The 17381-nt window shown below is 32.8% G+C and carries 19 protein-coding genes; 16 read left to right on the top strand and 3 right to left on the bottom strand.

Going from position 1 to position 17381, the window contains the following annotated elements:
• Positions 1–108 precede the first annotated feature (108 nt).
• The 6 genes from FJV36_RS15395 to FJV36_RS15420 all read left to right on the top strand — a co-directional run bounded on the left by FJV36_RS15395 (position 109) and on the right by FJV36_RS15420 (position 6521).
• Positions 109–387, top strand: a complete 279-nt coding sequence (locus FJV36_RS15395; RefSeq protein ID WP_158728077.1) for a GIY-YIG nuclease family protein — start codon at positions 109–111, stop codon at positions 385–387.
• 211 nt (positions 388–598) lie between these two features.
• Entirely contained in the window at positions 599–2068 is a 1470-nt protein-coding gene (locus FJV36_RS15400; RefSeq protein WP_158728078.1) for a DUF5687 family protein, read from the top strand.
• 189 nt (positions 2069–2257) lie between these two features.
• Entirely contained in the window at positions 2258–2953 is a 696-nt protein-coding gene (locus FJV36_RS15405; RefSeq protein ID WP_158728079.1) for an ABC transporter ATP-binding protein, read from the top strand.
• Positions 2954–3280: 327 nt separating this feature from the next.
• Positions 3281–5905 (top strand): tetratricopeptide repeat protein, encoded by a 2625-nt coding sequence (locus tag FJV36_RS15410; RefSeq protein ID WP_158728080.1) that lies wholly within the window; start codon positions 3281–3283, stop codon positions 5903–5905.
• A gap of 3 nt (positions 5906–5908) precedes the next feature.
• On the top strand, positions 5909–6313 hold the full coding sequence (locus FJV36_RS15415; RefSeq protein WP_158728081.1) for a polymer-forming cytoskeletal protein: 405 nt from the start codon (positions 5909–5911) through the stop codon (positions 6311–6313).
• Between the two features lie 22 nt (positions 6314–6335).
• The gene (locus FJV36_RS15420) at positions 6336–6521 is read left to right on the top strand and encodes an AtpZ/AtpI family protein (protein WP_254906633.1); all 186 of its coding nucleotides are present in this window, start codon (positions 6336–6338) and stop codon (positions 6519–6521) included.
• Positions 6522–6696: 175 nt separating this feature from the next.
• Here the strand turns inward: FJV36_RS15420 and FJV36_RS15425 are convergent, their stop codons facing one another.
• Positions 6697–6939: a hypothetical protein gene (locus FJV36_RS15425; RefSeq protein WP_158728082.1), complete on the bottom strand. Its 243-nt coding sequence runs from the start codon at positions 6937–6939 to the stop codon at positions 6697–6699.
• Positions 6940–7032: 93 nt separating this feature from the next.
• Here FJV36_RS15425 and atpB point away from each other — a divergent pair, with 93 nt between their 5' ends.
• The 6 genes from atpB (at position 7033) to atpG (ending at position 12099) form a co-directional block, all read left to right on the top strand.
• Positions 7033–8184, top strand: a complete 1152-nt coding sequence (gene atpB / locus FJV36_RS15430; protein WP_158728083.1) for a F0F1 ATP synthase subunit A — start codon at positions 7033–7035, stop codon at positions 8182–8184.
• 41 nt (positions 8185–8225) lie between these two features.
• The gene (gene atpE, locus FJV36_RS15435; RefSeq protein ID WP_039113322.1) at positions 8226–8429 is read left to right on the top strand and encodes an ATP synthase F0 subunit C; all 204 of its coding nucleotides are present in this window, start codon (positions 8226–8228) and stop codon (positions 8427–8429) included.
• A 77-nt stretch (positions 8430–8506) separates the two neighbouring features.
• Positions 8507–8998: a F0F1 ATP synthase subunit B gene (locus tag FJV36_RS15440; protein ID WP_158728084.1), complete on the top strand. Its 492-nt coding sequence runs from the start codon at positions 8507–8509 to the stop codon at positions 8996–8998.
• A gap of 4 nt (positions 8999–9002) precedes the next feature.
• Positions 9003–9536, top strand: a complete 534-nt coding sequence (gene atpH, locus FJV36_RS15445) for an ATP synthase F1 subunit delta (protein WP_158728085.1) — start codon at positions 9003–9005, stop codon at positions 9534–9536.
• A 38-nt stretch (positions 9537–9574) separates the two neighbouring features.
• The gene (gene atpA, locus FJV36_RS15450) at positions 9575–11152 is read left to right on the top strand and encodes a F0F1 ATP synthase subunit alpha (protein WP_144889987.1); all 1578 of its coding nucleotides are present in this window, start codon (positions 9575–9577) and stop codon (positions 11150–11152) included.
• An 86-nt stretch (positions 11153–11238) separates the two neighbouring features.
• Positions 11239–12099, top strand: coding sequence for an ATP synthase F1 subunit gamma (gene atpG / locus FJV36_RS15455; RefSeq protein WP_158728086.1), 861 nt, complete (start codon positions 11239–11241; stop codon positions 12097–12099).
• Positions 12100–12158: 59 nt separating this feature from the next.
• On the opposite strand, the gene FJV36_RS15460 is transcribed toward atpG, so the two are convergent.
• On the bottom strand, positions 12159–12410 hold the full coding sequence (locus FJV36_RS15460) for a hypothetical protein (protein WP_086455042.1): 252 nt from the start codon (positions 12408–12410) through the stop codon (positions 12159–12161).
• Positions 12411–13004: 594 nt separating this feature from the next.
• The gene (locus FJV36_RS15465; protein WP_158728087.1) at positions 13005–13388 is read right to left on the bottom strand and encodes a hypothetical protein; all 384 of its coding nucleotides are present in this window, start codon (positions 13386–13388) and stop codon (positions 13005–13007) included.
• A gap of 376 nt (positions 13389–13764) precedes the next feature.
• Between FJV36_RS15465 and FJV36_RS15470 the strand changes: the two genes are divergently transcribed.
• The 4 genes from FJV36_RS15470 (at position 13765) to FJV36_RS15485 (ending at position 17077) form a co-directional block, all read left to right on the top strand.
• Positions 13765–14838, top strand: coding sequence for a hypothetical protein (locus tag FJV36_RS15470; RefSeq protein ID WP_158728088.1), 1074 nt, complete (start codon positions 13765–13767; stop codon positions 14836–14838).
• Between the two features lie 54 nt (positions 14839–14892).
• On the top strand, positions 14893–15474 hold the full coding sequence (locus FJV36_RS15475) for an AraC family transcriptional regulator (protein WP_158728089.1): 582 nt from the start codon (positions 14893–14895) through the stop codon (positions 15472–15474).
• Positions 15475–15601: 127 nt separating this feature from the next.
• Positions 15602–16753: a S8 family serine peptidase gene (locus FJV36_RS15480; RefSeq protein ID WP_158728090.1), complete on the top strand. Its 1152-nt coding sequence runs from the start codon at positions 15602–15604 to the stop codon at positions 16751–16753.
• A gap of 12 nt (positions 16754–16765) precedes the next feature.
• A complete protein-coding gene (locus FJV36_RS15485) occupies positions 16766–17077 on the top strand; it encodes a transposase (protein WP_158727651.1) in 312 nt (103 codons plus the stop codon).
• Positions 17078–17381 lie beyond the last annotated feature (304 nt).

A 17381-nucleotide genomic window follows, 5' to 3' on the forward strand; every position in this document is an offset into this window, starting at 1 on the left:
TTACCCATGATGCTGAGGTACGAAGCATCTCTACAAACTAGCAATTTATTTTAAAAGAGAAAGCCATGATTGAATATCAAGAAGGTTATCATACCTATTTATTTATACATGTTAACTAACAAAGCTAAAACAGTCTTGTACACGGGCGTGACAAATAATTTAAAAGTAAGGCTACAGCAGCATAAAGATTCCTTGAATTCAGACTCATTTACAAGTAAATACAAGGTTTTTCATTTGTTATACTTCGAGAAGTTTACTTGGATTCAAGTTGCAATTGCAAGGGAAAAAGAAATTAAAGGCTGGAAGAGAGATAAGAAAATAGCATTAATAAAAACCATAAATCCTGACATGGGATTTCTTGATGATTTGTTTGCTATTCATAGTTGAGATGCTTCGTTCCTCAGCATGACATACACGCCGCAAACCAATTTTTATACAGTTAAAAATGAATGAAGGACAAAGCCCTTTTCATCATTTTTAAAATAATCCCATCCAAAACACAAACCTACCTAGAACAAACCTATCCAGAATATAAATACGAAAAATTGTAACATTTTTTTATTTCGATCTACTTACTAGCAAACCAAAAAACCAAAATATGATTTCAAAATTCCTTTATCTCGAGTGGAAAGCTTTCACTAGGTCAGCTTCCTTCGCATCTAATTTGGCACTAAAAATCCTGATGGGCTTTTTAGCCGCTTATTTCATTTTAATTTTCCTAGGAGTAGGGGTAGGAGCATTTTATATCCTGAAGAAAATGAAGCTAGATCCTGTGGTAGCGGTAAATCAATTCCTATTTTACTATGTAATCATGGATTTAATTATCCGCTTGATGCTTCAAAAAATTCCAGTGCTCAATATTCGCCCTTTGTTGATTTTCCCCATCAATAAATCAACTATTGTCCATTTCTCGCTAGGGAAAACTATTTTGTCTTTTTTCAACATTATTCATGCCTTCTTTTTAATTCCCTTTAGTATAGTATTACTTATAGAAGGATATGATCCAGCCTCAGTGGTACTGTGGTTCTTGGCTGTTTATTCTTTGTTATATGGTAACAATTTTATCAATATATTGTTGAGCAATAAAGATAATTTATTTGCCGTATTTTTAGGAACAACAGCCGTTTTAGGAGGATTGCATTACTATGGCATATTTGATATTACAGCTTATGTAGCTCCGTTTTTTAATGCACTTTTCAATACCTATTGGGCATTTTTAATACCAGTTGTTGCACTAGTTGTTTTGTATTATGTTACTTTTCAATATTTCAAAAATAACTTGTACCTAGACGCAGGTTTATCTAGCAAACACGATGAGGCCAAAACAGAAGACCTAACTTGGTTGAACCAGTTTGGATCCATCGGAACTTTCTTGAAAAATGACATCAAATTGATTAAAAGAAACAAACGTTCTAAAACTACGGTTGGACTTAGCGTTATGTTTCTTGTTTACGGCTTACTGTTTTTCAGTAATGGAATTCCTATGTACAGCAATCCTTCAATGCAAATTTTGGGCGGGATTATAGTTTCAGGTGGATTCTTAATTACTTTCGGACAATTTGTGCCGAGTTGGGATAGCTCGTATTACCAGCTCATGATGACACAAAATATTCCGTACAAAGGCTATTTGAGTTCAAAATGGTGGTTGATGGTAATCGCTACTATAGTCACAACAGTTATTGCTTCGTTCTATCTTTATTTTGGAATACAAGTCTACTTAACCATAATTGTAGGAGCCATTTATAACATTGGTGTCAACTCACATCTTGTATTATTAGGAGGAGCGTACACTAAAACACCTATTGATTTAAGTTCAGGAAAAGGCGCTTTTGGAGATAAAAAAGCCTTCAATGTAAAAACCATGCTCATCTCCATACCACAACTAGGATTACCTGTATTATTGTATTGGCTTGGATCTAAATATGGCAGTCCAACTATAGGTTTAGCGCTAGTAGCAGCCCTAGGTGTAATAGGTTTTGCATTCAAAGAAAAAGCATTTTCATTGATTGAAAAAACTTATAAATCAGAGAAATACGCTACCATAGCAGCATACAAACAAAAAGGATAAGATTCATAAAGATAATTTAATGCGATGGTGCTTAATTTTCTTAATCCCTTAATGGTTTAAAAAAAACACTATCAACAATTATAAAATAATGCTGAGCAATCAACTCTTAATTTTCTTAATCCCTTAATGGTTTAAAAAATAGATTAAGCAATTCAAGCAACAACAAACCAACCTATAAAACTTCAAAAAATGATACAAGTAAACAACTTATCAAAAACATATAACGGAACAACCGTATTAAAAATAGATTCTTTAGAGATAAAAAAAGGGGAAAGCTTTGGCTTAGTAGGTAACAACGGCGCTGGAAAAACCACCTTTTTCAGTTTGCTTTTAGATTTAATCCAGCCCTCAACAGGAAACATCATTAACCATGGCGTACAAGTCAATACCTGCGAATCCTGGAAACCTTTTACAGCATCGTTCCTAGACGAAAGCTTCTTGATAGGATACCTAACTCCCGAAGAATATTTTTATTTCATTGGCGATTTACGCGGTCAAAACAAAGCCGATGTTGATGTTTTACTAGCCAAACATGAAGAGTTTTTCAACGGCGAAATCCTTAAAAACAAAAAATATTTACGCGATTTATCAAAAGGAAACCAGAAAAAAGTTGGTATCATTGCCACTCTTATTGGCAATCCCGAAGTAGTGATTCTTGACGAACCGTTTGCGAATTTAGATCCAACCACGCAATTCCGATTAAAAAAAATCATCAAAGATCTAGCCGATGATCCTAACGTAACCGTGCTTGTGTCAAGCCATGATTTGCAACATACCGTTGAGGTTAGTGACAGGATTGTTGCCATGCACAAAGGAAACGTGGTCAAAGACATTCAAACATCACCAGAAACCTTACAAGAATTAGAGCAGTTTTTTGCCGTATAAATTCAGCACAACAGTTCTATAAAATAGACAACGCTAATTCGCTTATGAGAGGCTCCCAGGAGAATATCTACTAAATGAATTAGCGTTTTCTTTTGGGCGTAACCGTAACCCTCAGTCTCGTTCAGTAAAACGAGACCTCGGGTCGGGCTTTTCGCTCTATCTTTATTTTTTTAAAGAAAAAAAATAAAGGATGCCGCTGCAATCCCTTACGCACTCACATTAACCAAATAAAGCATCATAATTTTCACGTTATCAAAAAGAAATGTATTTTTACCAGTAATATACTAAAAGGTGTATTTTTTAGTTAATTGATAAAAACGTTTTCCATTGAAAATCAATATATTTAAAACATTATCTCTCGGGTTGCTTCTTACTTTTTTTGTAGCCTGTTCTACAAAAAAAGATACCTTCATTTCTAGAAATTCCCATGCCTTAAGTACAGAATACAACATCCTTTACAACGGACAAATAGCCTTAGACAAAGGAATAAAAACCGTCAACGACAACAGCGATGATAATTTTTGGAATATTCTACCCATAGAAAAAATGCAAATTTCAGAGGAATTTTCAGCTTCAAACAAAGCTAAAAACCCTGATTTTGAATTGGCCGAAACCAAAGCGACTAAAGCCATTCAAAAACACTCTATGAACATTAACGGCCGAGAAAAAAACATGCAAATTGATGAGGCATATCTCATGCTAGGAAAAGCCAGATATTATGACCAAAGGTTTATACCAGCTCTTGATGCATTCAATTACATCCTTTACAAATACCCCAATAGTAGTAAAATTTACGAAGCTAAGATTTGGCGTGAAAAAACCAATATGCGTTTGGGTAATGACCCACTCGTTATCAAGAATATTAGCAAATTACTAAAGGATCACGAAGTAAAAAAACAAGTTTTCGCAGATGCAAATGCCCTTTTGGCTTCTTCTTTTTTAAATCAAGAACAAAAAGATAGTGCTGTGGCCAAATTAAAATTAGCCATAGATTTCACAAGAATTAATCAAGAAAGAGCAAGATACCGTTTTATTTTAGGGCAGTTATATCAAGAGTTAGGACATAAAGATAGTGCCGTTGTAATCTACCAATCAGTCATTGACATGAACAGAAAAGCGGAGCGCAAGTTTGTCATTCAAGCTCAAGCAAAAAAAGCAACGCTTTTTGATTATCAAAAAGGAGATGTGGCATTGTTCACTAAAACCTTTAACAAATTAATAAATGATCGAGAAAACCGTCCATTTAAGGATTTGATCTTTCATCAAATGGCCTTATTTCAGGACAAGCAAAACAAACAAGAACAAGCAGTTGCGTTGTATAATGAATCCTTAAAATCAAATTCTAAAGATGCTTATCTCGTAGCTTCAAACTATAGAAATCTGGGGAATATGTATTTTAGAAATACAAAATATCCTATTGCAGCCAAGTATTATGATAGTACGTTGGTAAAACTTAATGATAAGACTAGAGAGTTTGCAAAAATCAAGAAAATTAGAACGGATCTTGATGAGGTTATTTTATACGAAACCATTGCCAATAGAAATGACAGTATCCTGCGGGTTGTAGCCATGAGTACAACAGATAGAATTGCATATTATGAAAAACACATTGCGGTACTCAAAGAAAAAGAAGAACAAAAACGAATACTTGAAGAAAAAAACAAACGCATTGCTGAAAATTTAGCTGCAAATACATCAATTAATTCAATAGATCCAGCTGAAAATTTAAGCCCGGTACCCCCTGGAGGAAGAAACGCAATGCTTCCGCCATCAGGGAACGCACCTATTTCACAACAAGCACTCAGCACCTTTTATTTTTACAATCCTACCACAGTAGCTTTTGGAAAAGTAGAATTTAAAAAAAATTGGGGAGATAGAGAAGCCACAGGCAATTGGAGAATCCTAAAAGCTACCTCAAATTCTAGTTTGGCAAACGATGATACTAATTCGCCACTTACAAGCGCAGCAGGAGAAACAACAACAGCCGTTGCGGAGCAGTTTACTACTGATTTTTACATCAAGAAATTACCTACTGAACAAGCCGACTTGGATAAGTTAAATAAAGACCGAAATGAGGCCTACTATCAGTTAGGAATAATCTACAAGGAAAAATTCAAAGAAAATCAATTGGCAATAGCCAAGTTAGAGCAATTACTTTTAAACAATCCTGAGGAAAAACTAGTATTGCCATCACTTTACAATTTGTATAAATTATACCAAATTACCGATGTGAGTAAAGCAGCCGCTATAAAACAAAAAATAGAGACTCAATTCCCTAATTCTCGCTATGCTCAAATTATAAGCAATACCAGCTCAAGTTCAGTAACTGTAGAAGAAACTCCAGAAACAACGTATAACAAATGGTATAGAATTTTCCAGAATGAAGACTACGTAACAGTATTAGAAAACATAGACCCATTAATTACACAATTTTCAGGGGATGCAATAGTGTCAAAATTTGAATTGCTTAAGGCCAATACCATAGGTAAACTAAGAGGAGTAACGGCCTTTAAAAATGCATTGCAAGATGTTGCTGATAATTATCCAAATAGCGAAGAAGGTAAGGGTGCAGTGCTTACCTTAAAAGAGCAAATTCCATTTTTAGAAAAAATAGATTTCAAGACAACAGAAAGCGGTAAGTGGAAAGTATTGTACACCATAGGGAAAAAAGATGCCGAAGCCACTAAACTCTTAACAGATAAATTAACCAAATTTATAAAAGAAAATGATCTAACTGAATTGTCTTTGTCATTTGATGTGTATAATGAAAAAGAAAATTTCATCACAATCCACGGATTTAATTCTAGTACATTTGCAAGAAACATCACAACAAAAATACAAGCATTAAAACCAATTGAAAATGTGCCAAATGCCATTGTGATTAGCAATGATAATTACAAAGTAATTCAAATAAAAAAAAATCTGGAGGCGTATCTGGGTCTAAAAAAATAAACTATGTTTGATAAAAAGCAAAAACCTTACACTGATCTTTTAGGCAAAACAAATAGAATTGTAGAAGCTACAACAATTACAGGAGATATATCCTCTAAGGCTGATTTTAGACTAGATGGAAATTTAATTGGCAATTTTCATTCAGAGGGTAAAATTGTTATCGGTCCCTTGGGTAGTGTAAAAGGAGATATAATTTGTAAAAATGCCGATATAGAAGGAAAATTTGAAGGTAAAATTCAAGTAACCGAACTTTTAAACATTAAAGCAACGGCACGCATAAATGGTGAAGTACTTGTAGGGAAACTTTCTGTAGAACCAGGAGCTGATTTTACGGCTACCTGTACCATGAAAATGATAAATATAAGTCAAACACCAAATGACAGTGAAAAAGGAACCAAAAAACAGTAATGTTAATAAGTGGCTTTTATTTATGGGAATCCCTTTTCAAATGGGAATTGTCATTTTTTTATTCACTTATTTAGGAATATGGCTGGACGGAAAATATACTCATGGAACAACCCCTTGGTTTACCATTGGCCTATCTTTATTTTCTGTTTTTGTTGGGCTATATAATGTCATACGTCAGGTGAACAACATTAATAAAAATAATAAATGAGCAAATTAATTACATTTTTAAAATATTGCATACCCTTTACCTTACTATTGTATTTTGCACAGCAATATGCAACAACGGCTTTAGGATCTCAACACGATTTTTTTTACACAACTTGGAGTATTTATTTATTTCAATTTGTATCGTCATTACTCCTATATATAATACTACTTTTTGTTCATTCAAAAATACCAGAATACACGGGGTTTGCTTTTATGGGGATTACGTTTTTTAAAATGATGGCTTCGGTTGTTTTTTTAATTCCACTGATACAAACAAAGGGTAGAGAAACTAATTTAGATATCGCTGCATTCTTTATACCGTATTTCCTATTTTTGTTTTTTGAAACTGTATTTTCAGTACGATTGATAAATAAAAGATAAGTTGCTTGAAAATAATGCAAGACGATTGTAAAATTCATTTTTTAAAATCATCATTATAATTTTCAATTTTCAATTAAATATGTACCTTTGCAAAAAATTTTAAAAACGTTAAATCAGATACTCAATTAATAATGGTAATTTCAAAAAAATCACTTCAATTCCTGTTAGTAACTTTTCTAGCGTGTATGCCATTGGTTACTTTCGCAAATGAAAGCGCGGATAGTCTTCAAAATCACACTGAAAACACTACTCCTGCTGCAGAAGCACACGGAGAAACAGGTCATTCTGCTGAAAAAGAATTCAACGCCACAGAATTGATTAATGATCACATTGGTGATTCGCATGAATTCCATATTGCTGATTGGGATGGTCACCCGATTTCGTTTTACCTTCCAGTTATTTTGTGGACTAATAATGGTTTAGAGGTTTTCTCTTCGGAGCAATTTCACCACGATAACGAAGGTCATCATGTAATTGATATAAACGGTCAAAAATTAGTTCGTTTCAATGAAGTTATTTTTTATGCTGATAAATTTGAAAGTTTAACAGAAGATCAAAGAAAAAATGGTGCTTTCGCATTTGATGCAAGACCACTTGATTTTTCGATTACAAAAAATGTCTTCTCTATGTTAATGTCGGCTTTGGTTTTATTTTTCTTGTTTTTTGCAGTAGCAAGATCATACAAGAAAAACCCAAAAGCGCCAAAAGGTATCGCAGGTTTCCTAGAGCCATTAGTTATTTTTGTTAGAGACGAAATTGCAATTCCTAATATTGGAACTAAAAAATATGCCAAATACATGCCGTATTTGTTAACCATATTTTTCTTTATCTGGATTAACAACTTAATTGGTCTAATTCCTTTTTTCCCATTTAGTGCTAACCTTACAGGTAACATCTTCTTTACATTTGTATTGGCGTTGATTACTTTTATTGTAACTACTTTTAGCGGAAGCAAAGATTACTGGAAACACATTTTGTTGCCACCAGTACCTAAAGCATTATATCCTATTATGATACCAGTAGAAATTATTGGTATGTTGACAAAACCTTTCGCATTGATGATTCGTTTATTTGCTAACATCACTGCAGGGCACATTATCATCTTGAGTTTGGTCTCATTGATTTTTATATTCAAGACAGTAGCGGTTGCACCTATATCTGGAGCTTTCGTAGTGTTCATGAGTGTACTTGAAATGTTGGTTGCGGCGTTGCAGGCATATATCTTCACGTTGTTAACTGCATTGTTTATTGGTCAGGCTGTTGAGGAGCACGACCACCATTAATTTGTGTTTTATTAATTATTAACTATATTAAATTTAGTATTATGGTATTAGCTGGAATCGGAGCTGGATTAGCTGTTATTGGTGCAGGTCTAGGTATTGGAAAAATTGGTGGTTCTGCAATGGACGCTATTGCTCGTCAACCTGAGGCTGCTGGAAAAATCCAGACTGCTATGATTATTGCTGCTGCACTTATTGAAGGTGTTGCACTTTTCGCAGTAGTTGTTGCGTTAATTACAAACGCATAATTAAAGCTTAAAACTTCCTGATACGGTTGGTATCAGGAAGTTTTTATTTCTAAAACAAACTTTTTAAATATAAATATATGAATTTTACAGCACCAGAGAGTTTAATTTTTTGGACCTCTATCATCTTTATAGTTTTCTTTATCCTATTAGGGAAATTTGCTTGGAAACCAATTTTGAGCGCAGTAAAAGGAAGAGAAGATTCAATCAACTCTGCTTTAGCTGCAGCTGAAACTGCCCGTTTGGAAATGCAAAATTTAACTGCAGAAAATGAGCGTATTTTACAAGAAGCACGTTTAGAGCGTGATGCTATGTTAAAAGAAGCACGTGAAATGAGAGAGAAAATGATTGCTGATTCAAAAGCTGATGCGCAAGCAGAGGGAGCTCGTATGATTGAGCAAGCAAAAGTAGCTATTGCAGCAGAAAAAAATGCGGCAATGGCTGAATTGAAATCTCATGTTTCTACTTTATCTTTGGACATTGCAGAGAAATTATTAAAAAGCGAATTATCTAACAAAGAAGCTCAAACTAAACTAGTTGAGAACATGTTAGGAGACGTAAAATTAAACTAACATTATGTCAGGAACTAGAGCAGCAATTCGTTATGCGAAAGCAATTTTAGAAATCGCGCAGTCAAAAGGTGTGGCTGATGCTGTCAATGCTGATATGAAAACTATTGCGTTGACTGTTACAGAAAATCTAGAATTGAAAAACTTTATTGAAAATCCAACTTTAAAAGTAGATCAAAAACAAAGTGCTTTACTAGAGGTTTTTGCTGATGCAAATCCTGTGAGTAAAAGTTTATTTCATTTGTTATTTGAAAACAAAAGATTTGAAATCCTAGGTGCTATTGCATTAGAGTACAATGGTTTGTTTGACACAATGAACGGAGTTGAAGTAGCAACTGTTACTACTGCTGTTCCCATGGATGAAGTTTTAGAAGCCAAAGTTTTAGCTAAAGTAGCTACTTTGTCTGATAAGAAAATTACAATTATAAATACGGTAGATCCTGCTATTATTGGAGGTTTTATTATTAGAATAGGTGATAAGCAGTACAATGCTGCTGTTGCTAACAGATTACAAGTTTTAAAAAGAGAATTAAGTAACTAATTTTTATTACACATTAAGTGTCTAAATTATAAATTAAGATGGCGGAAATTAAACCTGCTGAAATTTCAGCAATATTAAGAAAGCAAGTAGAAGGTTTTGAATCTGGTGCTACACTAGAAGAAGTAGGAACTGTACTTCAAGTTGGAGACGGTATTGCTCGTATTTACGGGCTTTCAAATGTGCAATATGGTGAGTTAGTTGAATTTGAAAACGGACTTGAAGCTATTGTATTGAACCTTGAAGAAGACAATGTGGGTGTGGTACTTTTAGGACCATCTACAGGAATCAAAGAAGGATCTACTGCAAAACGAACACAACGTATTGCTTCTCTTAAAGTAGGAGAACAAATGGTAGGTCGTGTTGTAAATACACTAGGTTTTCCTATTGATGGAAAAGGACCAATCGGTGGAGATTTATATGAAATGCCATTAGAAAGAAAAGCTCCTGGAGTTATCTTCCGTCAGCCAGTTACTGAGCCATTACAAACAGGTATCAAAGCAGTAGATGCAATGATCCCAGTAGGACGTGGACAACGTGAGCTAGTTATTGGTGACCGTCAAACAGGTAAATCAACTGTTTGTATTGATACTATCTTAAATCAGAAAGAATTTTACGATGCTGGGAAACCAGTATTTTGTATCTACGTAGCTATTGGACAAAAAGCTTCTACTGTAGCAGGAATTGCTAAGATGTTAGAAGAAAAAGGTGCTATGGCGTATACAGTGATCGTTGCTGCAAATGCATCTGATCCAGCTCCTATGCAAGTGTATGCTCCTTTTGCAGGTGCTGCTATTGGGGAATATTTCAGAGATTCAGGTCGTCCAGCGTTGATCGTTTATGATGATTTGTCTAAACAAGCTGTTGCTTACCGTGAGGTTTCTCTTTTATTGAGAAGACCACCGGGACGTGAGGCGTATCCTGGAGACGTTTTTTACTTACACAGTCGTTTATTAGAGCGTGCTTGTAAAGTAATTGCTGATGATGGAATTGCTAAAAACATGAATGATTTACCAGATTCATTGAAATCAATTGTAAAAGGTGGCGGTTCATTAACTGCTTTACCAATTATTGAAACTCAAGCTGGTGACGTTTCTGCATACATCCCAACAAACGTAATTTCGATTACTGACGGTCAAATTTTCTTAGATGGAGATTTGTTTAACTCTGGAGTTCGTCCAGCGATCAACGTAGGTATCTCAGTATCTCGTGTTGGAGGAAATGCGCAAATTAAGTCAATGAAAAAAGTGGCTGGTACTTTAAAATTAGACCAAGCACAATTCCGTGAATTGGAAGCGTTTGCTAAATTTGGTTCCGATTTGGATGCTGTTACTTTAAACGTAATCGAAAAAGGAAAAAGAAACGTTGAAATCTTGAAACAAGGTTTGAATGATCCTTATACTGTAGAAGATCAAGTTGCTATTATTTATGCAGGATCAAAAAACTTGTTGAAAAACGTACCTGTTTCTAAAGTTAGAGAATTCGAGAAAGATTTCTTAGAATTCTTAAATGCTAAACATAGAGGAACTCTTGATGCGTTGAAAGCAGGAAAATTGACTGATGAAATTACAGATGTAATTGAAACTGTTGCAAAAGAATTATCAGCGAAATATAACTAAAAAAAGTATTAAGTATTAGGTATTAAGTTCTAAGGTTTTTTCCTTGACTTAATACTTAATACTTAAATCTTAATATTTAAAGAACAATGGCAAATTTAAAGGAAATCCGTAATAGAATTACTTCCGTTTCGTCGACGATGCAAATTACATCGGCAATGAAAATGGTTTCTGCAGCAAAGCTAAAGAAAGCACAAGATGCAATCACTGCTATGCGCCCTTATGCCGAAAAATTGACAGAACTTTTACAAAATCTTTCTGCTACTTTAGAGGGTGACGCTGGTGGTGAGTATACCACACAACGTGATATCAAAAAAGTGTTGCTTGTTGTAGTAACTTCTAATAGAGGTTTAGCTGGAGCTTTTAATACTAATGTTATAAAAGAAGCTAAGAACCGTGCTGAATTTTATGCAGGAAAGCAAGTAGATATTTTTGCAATAGGTAAAAAAGGAAATGATGTATTAAGCAAAACTTTATCTGTTGTTGCAAATCATAGTACTGTTTTTGATGATTTAACTTTTGACAATGTGGCAAAAATTGCCGATGAGTTAATGGAGAAATTTGTTGCTGGGCAGTACGATAAGATTGAATTGATTTACAATCAATTTAAAAATGCTGCTACACAAATTGTTCAAACTGAACAGTTCTTGCCTTTAGCAGCACTGAAAACAGATATTATTGTTGCGGCAGGTGATTATATTTTTGAGCCTTCAAAAGAAGAAATTGTTTTGACCTTGATTCCTAAATCATTAAAAACTCAATTGTATAAAGGTATTCGTGATTCATTTGCCTCTGAACATGGAGCACGTATGACAGCGATGCACAAAGCAACTGATAATGCAACGGAATTGAGAAATCAATTGAAATTGACTTATAATAAAGCACGTCAAGCTGCAATTACCAATGAAATCTTAGAGATTGTAGGTGGAGCAGAAGCTTTAAAAGGATAGTAATTACTTACACACAAATATGAAAAGAGCCAACATAATGTTGGCTCTTTTTTTTGTGGTTAGCTTTTCTTTTTGAATGTTTTAACTGGTTTTTCTGTACTTGTTATTATTAGTGATGTTCCCATAATGGAGTCAATTTGTTTTTTATCTATAGTCTCTAACCAAGAATATTTTATTGTTTTTATATTTTGCCAGGGATTTGTATTTACTGTTTTTTCAATTTCAGGTAAAGCCGTTTTACCTTTTTTTTGGGCGTAAGATGTTGTAGTGAATATGGCGAAGCATATCAAAAAGTAGATGTATTTTTTCATTTTTTTTGTACTGAAATAGCTATAATTTTATTTCAAATAGTATGCCAATTCGTTATTTAACCTAAAGTTTCTGTAATTAAATTCACGACTAGGTTCCAGTATAGTATGATTATTTTCAGTAGAAGTGTGATCATTTTATGTATAGTATTTTTATGAGGATTTTATTAGGATTCTTTTTGATTTGAAAAATGAAGTATTTCTATATGAATTTTAATGTAAAAGATATAATTTAACTTCAAAGTCTATAGGGTCATTTAGGATAGATCTAAAATGATGTTTATGGATTCAGTTCCTTTTTTGAGTCTGATTGCTTCTTTTTGTATGTTTCATAGCTTGCTAGTGCTACTGAAAAAAAGAGGATTAAATAGATTTGTTCTAAGTCCAATAGTTTGTAGATGTCGATGTTTTTTTCATCTTTAAAAAAATTTCGTATAAGTAAAATGAACACAATTAGAATTGTATTTTGTAACGTTTGAGTAATAAAGTATTTCATTAGTTGTGGGCTTTTAAACTTCAGTAAACTAGTAGGAACTAAAAAGTATATTTTTCAAACAAATTTTGTAGGTTTAAGGTTCTTGATGACAGAACTTATACTTATTGATTTAGTTTTGACATATCGTTGGCTCTCATTTTAAAATATATCATTATAAACACTACAGCAATAAACAATCTATAGCCTCTGTATACCCAAATATTAACTGGGAAAGAGAATAATTCGTAGGTGTCTCTGATCTCAATTAAGGAATAAATTAAGTTTATGGTAAAGAAAATTCCAAAGAATAAATAAAAGTTTTTGGGTAGTTTCATTTTTGAGTGATTGTTAGGTAGTGTTCCCATTAGTCCAGCCATAAAATTGGCCCAATCAGAAATTATCTCAACTGATGCAGCAATAACCACAAAAAGTGCAGTGAAAGTTGTTTCTTTTATAGTTTTTACTTTTGCACTATTTAGTTGATCTAAAAATGGTTGTAAATTCATTTTTTCATTTTTAAAATTCTTTTTTTAAAAAAGTTTCTCGAGAACTTTTATGCTCATTTTTTAATGGAGATCGTAGCTTTATAAACTCCATGCTCTGTATTTTTTTTGAAGGGTTACCTACCAGCTGAATTATTCCCTTTTTTTGATAAAGCTTATATTTTTTGGCTATCGTTTTATTTTTAATGCTTTTCATTTCTGAGGTCAAAACTAGGATTGTTGTTGAGGATGTGCAAATACTTGTTATCGGAATTCCGTGAATTCCGATAATTTATATTTTTAAAACATTGAAAATCAACATAATAAAATTAAAATAGAAATGTAGTTTTTTACTGCATTTCAATTTATATAATCTTTTTTTGCACTAAACCAAACTACAATGATTAACCAGCAATTTTTAAAAATAGTGCTTTTAGTACTGTTTCCTTTCTTTTTATGGTCTCAGACAAGTAAATCTTCTAACAAATCTGCAGTATACGAGGATTTAAAAAATGCTTTCATTAAAAATAAAGGCAATGATGTCAAACAATTGTATTATGCGAATGAATATTTAAAAAGAGCCCGCGCTAACAATAGCCACATAAATATATCTAGGGGTTATTACATATTAGCGCACATGTATGAGGGAGCTAAAGCAATTCAATTGTTGGATTATTCAATTGCTTACGCAAAAAACATAAATGATACAGAATTCCCAGCTTTGTCCTATTCTAAAAAAGGATATGAACTAAAAAAACAGTTTCGATTTGCTGAAGCACTTGATAATTTTTTTATCGCTGAAAGGATAGCGAAAAAAAACAATTTAGATTTTTACTTTAATATAAAACATTCGATAGGTATGCTTCGCTCTGAAGAATTAGGTCAAGTGGAAGAAGCTCTTGTGCTTTACAGAGAATGTTTTAATTATTATAAAGGGAAAGATGTTAGGTCTCCTAATTATGCAATTGAATACCATAATGTTTTGTTCGCTTTAGCTGATGCTCACAAATCATTAAACAATTTAGATTCTACGAGTTTTTATAATAAATTGGGTTACGAAGAGTCGAGAGTTACCAATGACTACTATTATATTTCATATTTTATTTTAAATGAAGGTGCAAATCAAGTATTAAAGAAAAACTATAAAGCAGCTATAGATAGCATAAATAAGGTATTACCTAAAATAGTATCAGATAAAAACTATGGCAACATACTGGCATCTTATTTTTATTTAGGAAAGTGTTATGCGGGTATGGGTAATGAAGAAAATGCGATTAAAAATTATATAAAAGTAGATTCAATGTATGTCATTAATAAAACAATCATACCCGAATTTGTTGGTGGTTACTTTTATTTAATTGATTATTACAAACAAACGGGAGATAAAGAGAATCAATTGAAATATTTAACCACATTCACAAAAATCGATAGCGTTTTACAAAGTGACTACAAGCAACTAAGTAAAGTTTTGTGAGATGAATACGATACCCCGCACTTAATTGCAGAGAAAGAAGCCTTAATACAATCTTTGGAAAAAAAGCAGTCTGCTTCTTATATATGGATTATAGTTTTAGTTGTGGGCGTTGCTGGCTTGATTGGTTACCAATTTTACTTAAAAAAACAACACCAAAATCGATTTGAAGCAATTCTGAATCCAGCCGGATCTATTGAAGAAAATAGTACTGTTCTAGAAACGCAGCTTACCACGCCTGATGCTAAAGAAAGTCAAGTACAACAAAGTTTATCAAATGAAATTGTACTTGAATTACTGGAGAAATTAACAGTGTTTGAAAACGATAAAGGCTTTATAGAAAAAATAATTTCTATTCAAAAACTGGCTTTGCAACTCAACACCAATACTAAATATTTGTCTAAAGTTATTAATGAACAAAAAGGAAAAACGTTTGTACAATACATCAATGAGCTTCGTGTAAATGAAGCAGTTTTGCAATTGCAAGCACAACCTGTTTTGCAAAATTATACCATAGCTTCCTTAGCAAGTGAGTTTGGTTTTAATTCGGCTGAAGCCTTTTCGGCTGCTTTTTATAAAAAGTATAAAATCAAGCCTAGCTTTTTTATCAAAGAATTGAGTAAAACTAGAGCAATTTAACTGTTTTAAAATAAGCCAATAGAATTTTAGATAGCGGAATTCACGGAATTCCAGTAACAACTTTACATTTCTATTTACAGGAATCGTTCAACTTTAATACATTTGAACCATTAAAATTACCTTAATCATGAAATCATTGCCGCTTTATTATTTTACTTGTTTTCTTTTTATTGCAAATTTTGTAAGCTGTTTTTCTCAAGAGAACACGACAAGCAGTAATTTACTCACCACAAAGCAAGATGGTTCATTAAATAATTGGTTTCAAAGAGATGAGCTGCAGGACAGCATTCCAGGTATTTCCTTAGACAAATGGTATAAACAAAATAAAAAAGTATCAAAAGCAAAGGAAATAATTGTTGCTGTTATTGATACTAAAATTGATTTAAAACACGAAGATTTACAAAATCAGATATGGATCAACACAAAAGAAATTGCAAATAACGGTATAGACGATGATAGTAATGGATTTATTGATGATGTAAATGGGTGGAATTTTCTAGGTTATAGTAACGGAGACTATATAAAATGGGGCAACAATGAATTTGTGCGTATTATTAGAAAATGGTCGCCCGTATTTAAAGATAAAACTGCGGCACAACTATCAAAGAATGAATTAAATCAATTCAAAGAATATCAAAGAGCCCAATTAAGGTTTGATACTGAAACTAAATTTTATAAAAATTGGTTAAGGTCTTTGCAGTATCTTATACAAGTATATCCATTGGTCAAAGACACCTTAAAACACTATTTTCCAAAAGAAGATTATACAAGCCAACAGTTGGACAGTTTGTATCAAAAGCACAAAATCAATGATAAAAGTTTTAGGAGAAGAAGGGATGATAATGATAAAGATCTAGGCGCATTAATCGATTATATGAGGGCTAGCTTAGCATCAAATCAAAATACTTTGACGGATATACAAGATCAAGAATTACAACTTAATTCCATTGAAAATGAATGTTTAAATCTTGAATTTAATGAACGTCATTTTATTAACGATGATGTATTTGTCGCAAAAGGAAACAATGAAATAGTAAATACAATTAAAAAAGAGCACACAATAGAGAATCACAGCACACTAGTTTCAGGAATAATTGCAGCAGATAGAACCAATGATATAGGAATAAAAGGAATTACACATCATACTAAGATAATGCCTTTGGTTATTTGTAATAATGCAGATGAGCATGATAATGATATTGCTGCAGCAATTCGTTACGCAGTTGATAATTATTTTAGCCCCTTAATAGTTCGGAGTGATATTTTAAATTTCAAATAGTACATTTGATATATGAAATACAAGAAATGGAGTTTAGAAGAAAAGCTAGAAATCCTATCCTTTTCAGAAGAATTAGGAGTTGTTGAAACGTGCCGTAAATACAGCGTTAGCACTGGCACTTTGTATAGCTGGAAGAAGAAACACGAGAAGCAGGGAGAAGCTGGTTTAAAAGTAACTTATGACACTAGTAGTAAAGAGCTAAAGCAAGCTGAGGAAGAAAACAGAATTCTACGCAAATTATTAGCTAACAAGGAAATCGAATTAGAAATTGGGCGTGAACTTTTAAAAAAAAAGTTTGGGACATCCGATCCAAGAAAGATTTAGTAGATAGTATTTATAGTAAACATAAGATTAGTAAAACCAAAATTATTACTATAGTAGGAATGGTTCAAAGTAGTTATTACCGAAGACCAAGCTCAAATAAAAAAGGTATTAAACCTAGTGAATTTACTTTTAATAAATCTAAAGGATATGTAAGTCAAGACGCGGTTATTAAATCGATCGAGTTACTTACTTAATGACTACGATTTGCTTCCAACCCTGATGCGGATGTGAGACTAATCGTTTGAATATATTATCAAAAATAGAATCTTTGTAAATTGACCTGTTCAGTCGATAAAAATATTCA

Origin of the sequence: Flavobacterium sp. I-STPP5a (genome assembly GCF_009764685.1) — a bacterium.
Taxonomy (GTDB): Bacteria; Bacteroidota; Bacteroidia; order Flavobacteriales; family Flavobacteriaceae; genus Flavobacterium.

Excerpts from the sequence above, each read along its gene's own strand:
- FJV36_RS15420 (WP_254906633.1), top strand. The coding sequence starts at position 6,336 with ATGGGAATCCCTTTTCAAATGGGAATTGTCATTTTTTTATTCACTTAT.
- FJV36_RS15480 (WP_158728090.1), top strand. The coding sequence starts at position 15,602 with ATGAAATCATTGCCGCTTTATTATTTTACTTGTTTTCTTTTTATTGCA.
- FJV36_RS15395 (WP_158728077.1), top strand. The coding sequence starts at position 109 with ATGTTAACTAACAAAGCTAAAACAGTCTTGTACACGGGCGTGACAAAT.
- atpA (WP_144889987.1), top strand. The coding sequence starts at position 9,575 with ATGGCGGAAATTAAACCTGCTGAAATTTCAGCAATATTAAGAAAGCAA.
- FJV36_RS15415 (WP_158728081.1), top strand. The coding sequence starts at position 5,909 with ATGTTTGATAAAAAGCAAAAACCTTACACTGATCTTTTAGGCAAAACA.
- FJV36_RS15460 (WP_086455042.1), bottom strand. The coding sequence starts at position 12,410 with ATGAAAAAATACATCTACTTTTTGATATGCTTCGCCATATTCACTACA.
- FJV36_RS15485 (WP_158727651.1), top strand. The coding sequence starts at position 16,766 with ATGAAATACAAGAAATGGAGTTTAGAAGAAAAGCTAGAAATCCTATCC.
- FJV36_RS15425 (WP_158728082.1), bottom strand. The coding sequence starts at position 6,939 with ATGAATTTTACAATCGTCTTGCATTATTTTCAAGCAACTTATCTTTTA.
- atpG (WP_158728086.1), top strand. The coding sequence starts at position 11,239 with ATGGCAAATTTAAAGGAAATCCGTAATAGAATTACTTCCGTTTCGTCG.
- FJV36_RS15405 (WP_158728079.1), top strand. The coding sequence starts at position 2,258 with ATGATACAAGTAAACAACTTATCAAAAACATATAACGGAACAACCGTA.
- atpE (WP_039113322.1), top strand. The coding sequence starts at position 8,226 with ATGGTATTAGCTGGAATCGGAGCTGGATTAGCTGTTATTGGTGCAGGT.
- FJV36_RS15400 (WP_158728078.1), top strand. The coding sequence starts at position 599 with ATGATTTCAAAATTCCTTTATCTCGAGTGGAAAGCTTTCACTAGGTCA.
- atpH (WP_158728085.1), top strand. The coding sequence starts at position 9,003 with ATGTCAGGAACTAGAGCAGCAATTCGTTATGCGAAAGCAATTTTAGAA.
- atpB (WP_158728083.1), top strand. The coding sequence starts at position 7,033 with ATGGTAATTTCAAAAAAATCACTTCAATTCCTGTTAGTAACTTTTCTA.
- FJV36_RS15470 (WP_158728088.1), top strand. The coding sequence starts at position 13,765 with ATGATTAACCAGCAATTTTTAAAAATAGTGCTTTTAGTACTGTTTCCT.
- FJV36_RS15465 (WP_158728087.1), bottom strand. The coding sequence starts at position 13,388 with ATGAATTTACAACCATTTTTAGATCAACTAAATAGTGCAAAAGTAAAA.
- FJV36_RS15440 (WP_158728084.1), top strand. The coding sequence starts at position 8,507 with ATGAATTTTACAGCACCAGAGAGTTTAATTTTTTGGACCTCTATCATC.